Annotated in this window: 10 protein-coding genes; 7 read left to right on the plus strand and 3 right to left on the minus strand. The window is 53.8% G+C overall.

Features of this window, described 5'->3' with window-relative positions; all coding sequences use genetic code 11:
- The first annotated feature begins 1167 nt into the window (after nt 1-1167).
- The gene (locus JK202_RS14215; protein ID WP_224777942.1) at nt 1168-2043 is read left to right on the plus strand and encodes an IS481 family transposase; all 876 of its coding nucleotides are present in this window, start codon (nt 1168-1170) and stop codon (nt 2041-2043) included.
- 38 nt (nt 2044-2081) lie between these two features.
- Here JK202_RS14215 and JK202_RS14220 read toward each other — a convergent pair whose 3' ends face one another.
- Complete coding sequence (locus tag JK202_RS14220) at nt 2082-3050, minus strand: carbon-nitrogen hydrolase family protein (protein ID WP_016738651.1); 969 nt, start codon at nt 3048-3050, stop codon at nt 2082-2084.
- Between the two features lie 44 nt (nt 3051-3094).
- Here JK202_RS14220 and JK202_RS14225 point away from each other — a divergent pair, with 44 nt between their 5' ends.
- The 5 genes from JK202_RS14225 to JK202_RS14245 all read left to right on the plus strand — a co-directional run bounded on the left by JK202_RS14225 (nt 3095) and on the right by JK202_RS14245 (nt 7978).
- Nucleotides 3095-4072 (plus strand): LysR substrate-binding domain-containing protein, encoded by a 978-nt coding sequence (locus JK202_RS14225; RefSeq protein ID WP_015074848.1) that lies wholly within the window; start codon nt 3095-3097, stop codon nt 4070-4072.
- Nucleotides 4073-4730: 658 nt separating this feature from the next.
- Nucleotides 4731-5267 carry an SMC-Scp complex subunit ScpB gene (locus tag JK202_RS14230; protein ID WP_015074850.1) on the plus strand — a complete coding sequence of 179 codons (537 nt, stop codon included), beginning with the start codon at nt 4731-4733 and terminating at the stop codon, nt 5265-5267.
- Nucleotides 5268-5418: 151 nt separating this feature from the next.
- Nucleotides 5419-6417: a site-specific integrase gene (locus tag JK202_RS14235; RefSeq protein WP_211562037.1), complete on the plus strand. Its 999-nt coding sequence runs from the start codon at nt 5419-5421 to the stop codon at nt 6415-6417.
- Nucleotides 6418-6420: 3 nt separating this feature from the next.
- Nucleotides 6421-7206: a hypothetical protein gene (locus JK202_RS14240; RefSeq protein WP_194265623.1), complete on the plus strand. Its 786-nt coding sequence runs from the start codon at nt 6421-6423 to the stop codon at nt 7204-7206.
- Nucleotides 7199-7978, plus strand: a complete 780-nt coding sequence (locus tag JK202_RS14245; RefSeq protein ID WP_194265622.1) for a ScpA family protein — start codon at nt 7199-7201, stop codon at nt 7976-7978. The genes JK202_RS14240 and JK202_RS14245 overlap by 8 nt, the downstream gene beginning before the upstream one ends.
- Before the next feature lie 162 nt (nt 7979-8140).
- Here the strand turns inward: JK202_RS14245 and JK202_RS14250 are convergent, their stop codons facing one another.
- Nucleotides 8141-8458: a type II toxin-antitoxin system RelE/ParE family toxin gene (locus tag JK202_RS14250; protein ID WP_194265621.1), complete on the minus strand. Its 318-nt coding sequence runs from the start codon at nt 8456-8458 to the stop codon at nt 8141-8143.
- Nucleotides 8451-8726: a type II toxin-antitoxin system RelB/DinJ family antitoxin gene (locus tag JK202_RS14255; RefSeq protein ID WP_194265620.1), complete on the minus strand. Its 276-nt coding sequence runs from the start codon at nt 8724-8726 to the stop codon at nt 8451-8453. The genes JK202_RS14250 and JK202_RS14255 overlap by 8 nt, the downstream gene beginning before the upstream one ends.
- 492 nt (nt 8727-9218) lie before the next feature.
- Here JK202_RS14255 and JK202_RS14260 point away from each other — a divergent pair, with 492 nt between their 5' ends.
- Nucleotides 9219-10217, plus strand: a complete 999-nt coding sequence (locus JK202_RS14260; RefSeq protein ID WP_249198981.1) for a replication protein RepA — start codon at nt 9219-9221, stop codon at nt 10215-10217.
- Nucleotides 10218-10393 lie beyond the last annotated feature (176 nt).

Below are 10393 nucleotides of genomic sequence, written 5' to 3' on the forward strand. Positions count from 1 at the left end.
TCACACAGGACAGGCCAGAGGACTTTTCAAAATCTACACATTATCGGCGTGAAGCCTCACATTTCTCCTGCAGCCGCTGCATAGCGTCTGGCGGCATTGGTGCGCTCATCATGGTTCTGTAATTCATGCAGGCTGCTGTCTCATTGGGTTGCGGCTCGTGTGAAGTGCAAGCGCACCCTGTGAGAAATACCGCAGTTAGTGAAGCGAGAATGAGGCGCATGATGCTTTCCCGGATTTGGCAATATTTGGTAAAGTGTGAGATCGTCCGCAGAGTTCAGATCAGAGGATTTTATAGTCTTTGTGCGCTCTTGAGAGGACCTGATCAGAAGCCCCTATCCCAATATGTTGATGTTGCGTACGGTTTCGTCGCTGAATATGGCTCGCCCCCGGGGGCAACAGCAGATCAAACTGCGATGTCTAAAAATGTTTTTTTTGGAATTGAGCATCAAAACAGAACTGAATATTTTTTAACGACATATCTTTTTTTGTCTATATAGGATGTTTTATGGTTTCACCAAGGACTGAAAGTTAATGGAATAGTTTATAGGTCTGGGAAAAATGCTTTATATAATCCCTGTCATTGATTGCATAATGCAATTTTTAAATACCGGCGATGGAAATCAATCTTGAGAAATCCTCACAAGGATTAATACCTTAAATATATAGTATTATTCCTTGGTTTGTTGCGAGTGTATCGATTGATAAAACACAGATTTATTTTGACTATTACACAATATCCGCCATACAACGAAATAGATAATACATACCAGAAGAGTCACGAGCGCTCCGAACTCGTAATACCCTGTACACTCGTAGCTGTCTTGCATTCTGAAATGCATGGTGCACAATACGCTAAACAAAACAGCTATTTTTAAAAGAAATAATCGCGACATTGTCTACAAACTCAGGCTCCATCTACAGCAGCTACTTGCACGGGGTTCCAAGGTTAAGTGCCAAAAAATATGAAGCGCCTAACGAAATTTCAACTATGAGGCAAGGTTTTACTCACAACACATCGTCACTTAGGTGTTTAGGTCCGGGGTTTAATGGTGTGGTATTTTCACGAGCGTGGAAGGAAGTCTTATGGGACAGATACGTCATGGGAGCGCCACGACCACGCACGCCGTGTGAGCAGCACTACAGCGATCGCAGGCTTCGCTCGCGTCGCTGAGCAAGGAGTTCGGGGTCAACCCGAAAACAGTTGCAAAATGGCGAAAGCGCCAGACTGTCGAGGATCAGAAGACAGGTCCCAAAGAGCCGCGATCCACGGTTCTGTCCGAGACGGACGAAGCGATGATCGTGGCGTTTCGCCGGCATACGTTGCTGCCGCTGGATGACTGCCTTTATGCCCTGCAGGCCAGCATTCCCCATCTGACACGTTCGGCCCTGCATCGCTGCTTTCAGCGTCACGGGATATCCCGGTTGCCGGACATCGAAGGAGACAGGCTCAAACGCCAGCGCTTCAAACGCTATCCCATCGGCTTTTTTCACATCGATATTGCCGAAGTCCAGACTGCTGAAGACAAGCTGCACCTCTTCGTTGCTATCGACCGGACAAGCAAATTCGCTGTCACACAACTCGTCGGGAAAACTGATCGGAAGACCGCCTGGGAATTCCTCGAACATCTCCTGAGCATCATCCCTTACCGGATCCATACCATTCTGACCGATAACGGCATCCAGTTCTCTGACCAACCCCGTAATCGCAATACGGCCTGGTCGCGTCCCATGCGCTTCGACCTGATCTGCGAAGCCCAGGGGATCGAACATCGTCTGACGAAACCCAATCATCCCTGGACGAACGGTCAGGTTGAGCGGATGAACCAGACAATCAAGGAAGCAACCGTCAAACGCTTCCATTACGATAGTCATGAGCAGTTGAGGACACACCTCAACGACTTCATGGCAGCCTATAATTTCGGGCGAAGACTCAAGACCCTCAGTGGCCTTACCCCTTACGAATACATCTGCAAAATCTGGACTTCAGAGCCAGAAAGATTCATCATCAATCCAAACCATCAAATCCCGGGACTAAACATCTAGGAACAGCTTCCATAAATACCACGATGGGCGGCACTATTTTATTCGATCTCCACCTTTGACAGTGAAGCATCGATCTCTTGCGCAGAGAACGATACCGGATTTTGACAGGCGTTGTTAACCTGCAAGCTGAAGATATCAGGGCGGGCATAATGCCCCGCCACGTCGAGGTCATATTTCCCCCGGATGACATCATCCAGATCAATATCCACCGTAATGATGGCTTCACGATCATAGATCGGGCCTGCGATGATTTCTCCGAGCGGATTGACGATCACGCTTCCGCCACGAATGAGAACGGTTTCCGGGTTGTTACCCTGATGACAGGTATAATTTTCCGGCGCATCCGCACGCGTCATGTACTGACAGGCACTGAGCACAAACGTCCGTCCTTCATAGGCAATATGCCGCATGGAAGCCTGCCAGATATCGCGCTCATCCACCGTAGGCGCACACCAGAGATTGATACCCCGGGCATACATACTCTGACGTAGGTCGGGCATGTAATTTTCCCAACAGATCGCAGCTCCGATACGCCCAATCTCTGTTTCGAACACTGGAATGGTCGAACCATCTCCCTGTCCCCAGACCAGTCGTTCGGTGCCGGTCGGCATCAGCTTGCGGTGTTTGCCAAGAAGCGCCCCATCTGGCCCAAAAAAGAGCGCCGTACAATACAACGTCGCCCCATCTCGTTCGATAACCCCAACAACGAGATGGGCCTTCATCTTCGCTGCGAAAGAGCCGATCCGTGCTGTTTCTGCTCCCGGAACGTCAATGGCTGATTTCCAGTATCGAAGGTAATCCTCACGCCCTTCAGGGAAGCGGCTTCCAAGAACAGCGCCGAAACTCAGCCCTTTTGGATATCCACCGATATACGCCTCGGGAAAGACTGCGAGTTCAACCCCCTGCGCTGCAGCGGCTTCGCAATGGGCCTCCATCCGATCCAGTGTCCGGGGAGTGTCGAAAAGACTGGTTCCCGCCTGAATAACGGCGACGCGACGCTGGCTCATGTCCGGCTCTCTCATGCATGTAGTGGATTACAGGAACAGGAAGAGTGGACTTTCTCCCATTATTGGGCAAATTGATTGTTTTGATAGTCAAAATCATTATGGTCGATATTTCACGTCTTGATTTCAATCTGACGACTACTTTTCTGGCACTCTGGGAAGAACGCAGCGTCTCCCGAGCAGCAAAACGATTATCACTGAGCCAGTCAGCCGTCAGTGCGTCTTTGGGCCGCCTGAGGGAAGCGGCGGATGACCCTTTGTTCGTCCGCACCCGTGGGGGTATGCAGCCAACACTTCGTGCAATCGCCATGGCGGAACCGCTTCAGGCCGGAGTCGCTCTGATCCAGAACGCATTCTCGACTGTTACTGCCTTTGATCCCGCAACCAGCCGACAACATTTTTCCATAGGGATGTCTGACGATTTCCAGATTGCAATTGGGCCGCTGATAACAAGGCGGCTGGCAGAAGAAGCGCCCCGTGTTTCAGTGACATTCAGGCAGGCTAACACACACCGCGTGGAGGCCCTTTTTGAAGCGGGCGAAATCGACTTTGCCGTTGTCGCACAGCCGAATGTGCGCTCCGGATTGCAGCGGCAGGAGATCGGGCGGTCCGGTTATGCCTGCCTACTTGATCAAGTCGCCTGCGACCTTACACTGCCGCTAACACTGACAGATTATCTGTCTCTGCCACATCTTCTGGTCTCGTTTTCAGGCCGCGAGGGCATTGTAGATCAAGCCTTGAAAGATCTTGGTCACTCACGACGGGTGCAATCGGCGCTGACACATTTCTCTGCCCTTCCTCCCTTCCTGATCGGGACGCGTGCCGTTGCCACACTACCTGTTCATGCCGCCCAAAGTCTTGCTGCTGTTTCAGGCCTTACTGTCTGCGCGACACCCATTGATTTGGGAGACTATTCTGTATCGATCCTCTGGCAGAAAACGGCCGATAATCTCTGGATGCGCCAGGTTATAAGCGATGCCTTCCTGGCGATTTTACCGGGCTTAGAGGCAATCTATTCGGGTTAATCTCGTATCGTAAATGTCTGATATCGGACAACAATAAACTGATAGCCGGCCTTCCGCCTCCTCCCAAAAGCCAATAGAGAGCTCAGCTTAGCCCGTTCCAGTCTCATCAAGCGTTACCCCAATGCGATAAGGCCCTTCAAAAAAGTCCCCGAGCGCCAACCGTCGTCGGAACGTAAGCCGCCGTTGCGCCAAATGGTACACGCGATCATGCAGCAGATGGCAGCGCTGGCACAGCGCCCGAAGATTGCGCAACCGGTTGACCGTGGGGTCGTGGTTCAGATGCGCAGCAGCCAAAACCACTTTAGTCTGTCGGGTCTGAAGCAGAGCGATCAAATCCGGAGGCGCGACAGGTCGTCCCCTTCCATTAAACCAATGCCCCGTCTCCGGATGCTTCCAACGTCCCCCGGGAAGGACCTGCAGGGTTTGTCCATGGGGTCGGCCACACCGCTGGCACATTCCCCCGGCTCGCTCGAACCGCACCTGTCGGCTCAACTCGGGCCAGTTGGGAGGATAAAGCGCTTTCAGTTCCCGTCGGATCGGCATTCCTGTCCTTTAGCACAAAAACAACGTTTGAAGACGACGTCCTCCGGAGCCTGGCCGCCAAAAGATCCACCCCGAGCATATCGCAAACCCTGGCGGAAAACGGAGAACCGGCCCTATGTTCTCGACCATGACGTCTTCTGTCCCCGATCCCGTCCGTCTCGCTGAAGCCCTCCTCTTCCAGAGCAGCGGTCCTGTGTCCCGAATAATGCTGGCGCGGGCTCTGGGAGACGACGTAGACATCGCCCAGATCCTGAACCAAGTGGCCAGACGCACCGAGGGGCTGGGGTTTGAGTTGGTCGCGGCTGGAGACGGCTGGATGTTCCGCACCGCCCCCGATCTGGCAGAAATCCTGAGGGCGGTATTGGAGCGACCGCCAGAACGCCTGCCCCGGGCCGTGCTAGAAATACTGCTGCTGATTGCCGCGCGTCAGCCGGTCACCCGGCCCGAGATCGAAAGTTTCCGGGATGCGGCCCTGCCCCAAAAAACCCTGACCCTGCTGCAGGAGAAAGATCTCATTCGCAGCGTCGGTCGTAAGCCTGTGCCGGGTCAGCCTCAGCTCTGGGCCACGACCGAAACCTTTCTCGTGACCTACGGCCTGAAGTCCCTGGCGGAGCTGGATCCGCTGCTGGAAGGCCTCAGAGGGCCGCTTTAGGCCCTTTTGGGCTCGTTCTGAGGGAATTCTAAGACCGTTTTTTGTCACTCTAACACGTGGTAATGTTCTCTTACCACGTGTTAGATCAACGTTGCCTTAATTGCTGTTTCACGGCAGACTTATTGGCTGTTTCAGAAGGAAGATCACCGGCATGACAGTCCCAACAGAGTCTGCAGAGCGTCTTTCCGAGACGCCCTCCCCCGCTCTGCAGAGTGCTCTGGACGCCGCAAAAGACAGTGCCCGGACCGCGGCCTATGCATCCGAAACCCTCCGAGCCTATGCCCATGACTGGCAGGCCTTCTGTCACTGGTGCGACGAACACGACACGTCCCCGCTTCCGGCCGCCCCTCCCGTCGTTGCGGCCTGGCTGCACAGTCTGGCGCCCCATTTCAGCCGCTCGGCCCTCAACCGCCGACTGGCGGCCATTGGCTATCAGCATCGCATGCGGGGACTGGAGTGGAGTTCTGGCCACGCTGCCATTCGCACCACCCTGCGTGCGGCAGGACGTCTGTATGGCACACCTCAGAAACAGGCCGCCGCCCTGACCTCGCAGGAACTTCGCAAACTCGTTGCTCCCGAACAGGGCAAAACCGTCGAAACGCTGCCGGATCTGCGCGACCGGGCTCTTCTGCTCATTGGCTTTTCCGGTGCGCTGCGGCGTTCAGAGCTGGTCGCCCTCACAACAGAGACCGTCCGGATCATCGGCACCGGCCTGAAGCTCCATATCACCCGCAGCAAAACCGACCCAGAACAGCGGGGCGAAGAGGTATTTCTCCCCCGTGGCAAGCATCGCGAAACCTGCCCGGTTCTGGCTCTGGAACGCTGGCTGAAGAAAGCCGAGATTACGGACGGTCCCCTCTTCCGGTCGATCAACCGCTGGGAGCAGGTCGGACGCGATGCCCTGCATCCGGATGCCGTTCGGCAGATCCTGCTACGTCGTGCCAGGGTGGCCGGGCTCAAGATTGCCTCCGGAGAACGCCTCAGCCCGCATGGGCTGCGCGCCGGCTTCGTTACCGAGGCCTTCCGGGCCAATGCGCGGGACGAGCAGATCATGGCCCACACCCGTCATCGCGACCTGCGCAGCATGCGCCGCTATGTCCGTCGGGCCCGCCTGGACCTGGACTCTCCTGCGCATCTTCTGGATTTGTAAGCCGTGCCCCAAACTACTGCTGAAATCATCGCAGATGTTGATGCCACGGTCGCACGCCTGGAAGCTTATCGGCTTGAGCTCGAAGCGCGGCCGATTACCCACAGCTACAGTGAGCAGACCCTGACGGAGTATGAGGAACAAGATGCCGGGTTTCGTCTTCTCACCCGTCCGACTCTTCCCCGTCATGCCCCCAGGCCACCGGCGAGCGGCACGGTGTTTCCAATCTCGGGGTCAGAGCTTGCAGAGCCGGAGCCCTATCCCGCTCCGCCCCTTTTCAATCCCCAGCCGGACTGGTTAGCGCATGTCCTGACCGTCACTGGCCCAGAAGCTGTGCTAGGCCGGTTCCGGGCGGAAGCGGCTGGTACCGGCCACCTACCGTGGGGGCCAGATGTCAGCGATCCCGAAGATCTGGGCCGGAACTTTCTTACCCAGGATGCCCGAACGACCGCATTAATCGACCAAATTGTCCAGAGCCAGAGGGGTCTTCTCGCTCAGGAAGCCGGATCGAGCTCCGTCCCGTTTGACCTCAACGCCCTCTGCCCCATGCCTCTGGATCTTCTTGCCCTCGGCCCCGCTTCCCCCACGACACAGAGCTGGCTCTGGGAACACTGGGGAACCTCTCGGCCACTGCAGCAGGTCGAAGTCATGGACGGGCATCCGAAAAAGGGCACCAACCGCTGGAGTGTTTCTTTCTGGTCGGCGGACTGGACGCCCTGGGCGGCTCTTCAGGAAATTGCGACCCATTGGCCCGACCTCATTTTTTCCGTCCGCCCGCTTTACGATGTCTGAGGGAGCACTTCTGGAGGCTGGAGCATGGCAGGGCCCGCTGGAAGCGCTGCTGCAGGCTGTCCGCCGTCACGCCGTAGATCTTCGGACGCTTCCGCTAACCGAGCTGATCGACCGGTTTTTAGCCTGTGTGGAGGACGGCTTGAGAGACCGTCCTCTCGAACAGACCGCAGACGAGCTGGTGCTGGCCGCGACCCTGGTGCAGATGCGCTCCGCTCTGCTGCTCCGGAGCGACGCGGCTGACCACAGCGCAGCGCGCTCAGCCGCCGAGCACATCCAGCGGGTTCTGCTTCGGAAAGACACGCTTCAGAGGGCTGTTGAGATTCTTGAACGCCGCCCCGTCCTGGGAGACGACGTTTTCGGACGCGGGAGTGTGGTCCCCTCGCTTTCTGTCGCTGAGACAGCATCTCTCATCCTCACCCGGGATCTGCTTGACGCGCTTTTGTCTGTTTCCCGTCGGCGGGCGCAGCTGATGCCTGAAGAAAGCATTTTTCTTCCCTCAGCTCTGCCCCGTCTATCCGTTCAAGACGCCGTCGCGTGGTGGCAGCAGAAGCTTTGCGAACATTCGGAGAGCGCGTGGGACCTCATCGAGGGCGTGATGAGTCTCTCTCCCACGGAAACCCCTCAAAGCTTAACACACCGCAAGGCCGCGTGGGCTGTTCATCTTGCGGCAGTTTTGGAGTTGGCAAGGAACGGAGAGCTGGTGCTTCAGCAGCTAACTTGCGGCGAAAAACTTAAGGTCGTCAACGCGAAGCCCAGCATAAACCGTTGTTGAGCACGATATGGGTCAAATCGGGATCTACAAATAGAATTTATAATCCGGGTCCCTGTCCCGGAGGACTTAAAAACGATAACATGTAAAACTGCGCTAAAGAGAAAGACTATTCGGTCGAAATTCGACACCGATTCTGTATGACCTATCCAGTATTAGCGATGACTATACCCTGTTGCTCGCGGAAATATATACTTCGTTATCTTCGCGTTTTCCTACCGAAATTACAAAGATTATGATTTTATCCTCTTCAATAGAGTAGACGAGCCGGTAACCATCAGACCTTAGTTTTATTTTATAATATCCGGTTAAGGGGCCATGAAGTGCGTTAGATGGAGAATATGGGTTCTTCTCCAGATTCCTCAACTTATTTAGAAACTTCTTACGAATACTTCCGTCGAGCGAATCCCACTCTTCCAGTGCTTCGTCGTCAAACTTAATCTTATAAATCTTCTTTCCAAGCTCAGCGTTGAGATCAGTCATCGTGACGAGCAGCAAGTTCAGCGAGCGTCATTGCGCCACTTGCCTTGCGAGGCTTGGCAGCCCTTCGCCGGACAATATCCAGAAGGTCCGCGTCTTCATCGCTGATGACCCGCCGCGAAACAGGAAGGCGTTTGTTCTCTGCGATGTACTGCATGGTGTCGCGCAATACGTCGGACAGCTTAACGTGCAGTCCATCGAGTGCTTCTTGCGTGTCCGCCTTCAGCTGTTTGTCGCAACGAAAACTTACGGCAGCATCGATTGTCGACATGTCTGGATCCTTCCTCATACTTTCGATCAACACATATCGTATATGCAAATGTATTTCAAATGAAATTCAAGAAGAGCAAGGAGATGTGAACCTTGCCACGCAATATGCCCAGGATGTGAACCTTGCCTGCGCCCGATTCCTACCCATCCTTACGAGATGTGAACCTTGCCGCAGCTTGGGGATAAGAAAAGATGTGAACCTTGCCACGGGCTTAAACAACTTTCTAAAGATGTGAATGTTGCCTCAGGGGGAGAAAATCATCTTTAGGAAAATGCTTTTAAAACAGCAGGTTGCAAAAGTTGTTAATGTGAACCTTGCCAACCAATCTATATCCTCAATAAGAATCTTATATATTGCTCCGTAGGCAAGGTTCACATCTCCCTGACTTCAAAGCAAAACCTGTGGATGAGGCAAGGTTCACATTGCGCGTTCTAGATTTGCATGTTTCAGTCCTTCGCATCGAACTCATACGCGCAGTTGCAGGACGAGGCATTGAAGACAAAAAAGCTCCACGACCTTGTTCTTGACCATGGGCCAGAAGAAACTGTCAGATCGGCTGAGAGCGCAGTTCTTGCCCGAGAGGAAAGCCTTGACCCTCAACTTTCCCTATTGGACGCCTTAGCAGGCAGGTCTGGTCGTAGAATAGCCGATACAGCTCTATCTGCCGTTGTCCGTGAAGCTGAAGGAAGGGTAGCGCCAGGACATTCGTATTCAGCTTGGTCGTTAACAGGTTTGCCCCATCGCGACATTCCTTTGGGTACCGACTGGCGTATCCGCGGTGATTTTGCTGATCTAGTCATTCGTCCGGGAATTCGCATTGAAGAAGAAGGCGAGGAGCAGCTCGGCGTTCCCTTCGGGACTATAGCAAGACTACTGCTTATCGACTGGCAAAGCCGTTCGATAGAAACAAATTCTAGAGAAATTTATATCGGGAAATCCCCCGCTGAGCTCGCGAACCGAATGGGCTTAGGCCGCGGAGGCCCAACAAATAACCGGCTTAGGGAACAATTAGAGCGCCTTGTGAACTGCACTATCACCTTCCGTTTTGGTAAAGATGATGCGGGCGTTATAGTCAATGAACGGATTGTAGAAGCGTATAAGTATTCGGGAAAGGTAGATCCTAGATCAAAAAGCAAGACGAGATGGATTGAGCGTATTGTTCTGTCTGAAGCCTACTTTAATGAGCTCAAGAAGCATCCTGTAAGAATCGACAGAGAGGCCATCAAAGATATTCAGACATCACCACAAGCAATTGATGCGTACCTTTGGTTGGCCTTCAGGCTTCATGTTTTGCAATCTGATACCTTCGTCAGTTGGCCATCACTTTGGAAAAGTTTTGGTCATCAATACAAGTTGTTGAGAACATTCAAACGGGAGTTTCTAGAGCCCTTCTCAATCGCTCATGCTGCTTATCCTAATTCACGCGTCGATATTTCTGAACGAGGCATCACCCTAAAACCTTCTCCTCCACCGGTACCATTGAAAGCCTAACCTCTTCAGAGCTAGGAAAATTACTTCACCGATGACCTTAGGAGAGAACTTTTTTCGAGATATCGGAAAAGGGGCAAGCCCTTGGGGGAACTGATACATTGAGGTGGTCCCGTCCGTTCGGACAGTTTTGCGGGCTTGATAAGCTATACCCGGTTGTCGTTATGCCGCCCTTCTGA

The sequence above is a fragment of the Gluconobacter sp. Dm-62 genome (assembly GCF_018256155.1).
Lineage (GTDB): Bacteria > Pseudomonadota > Alphaproteobacteria > Acetobacterales > Acetobacteraceae > Gluconobacter.

Excerpts from the sequence above, each read along its gene's own strand:
- JK202_RS14220 (WP_016738651.1), bottom strand. The coding sequence starts at position 3,050 with ATGAGCCAGCGTCGCGTCGCCGTTATTCAGGCGGGAACCAGTCTTTTC.
- JK202_RS14230 (WP_015074850.1), top strand. The coding sequence starts at position 4,731 with ATGTTCTCGACCATGACGTCTTCTGTCCCCGATCCCGTCCGTCTCGCT.
- JK202_RS14235 (WP_211562037.1), top strand. The coding sequence starts at position 5,419 with ATGACAGTCCCAACAGAGTCTGCAGAGCGTCTTTCCGAGACGCCCTCC.
- JK202_RS14245 (WP_194265622.1), top strand. The coding sequence starts at position 7,199 with ATGTCTGAGGGAGCACTTCTGGAGGCTGGAGCATGGCAGGGCCCGCTG.
- JK202_RS14250 (WP_194265621.1), bottom strand. The coding sequence starts at position 8,458 with ATGACTGATCTCAACGCTGAGCTTGGAAAGAAGATTTATAAGATTAAG.
- JK202_RS14255 (WP_194265620.1), bottom strand. The coding sequence starts at position 8,726 with ATGTCGACAATCGATGCTGCCGTAAGTTTTCGTTGCGACAAACAGCTG.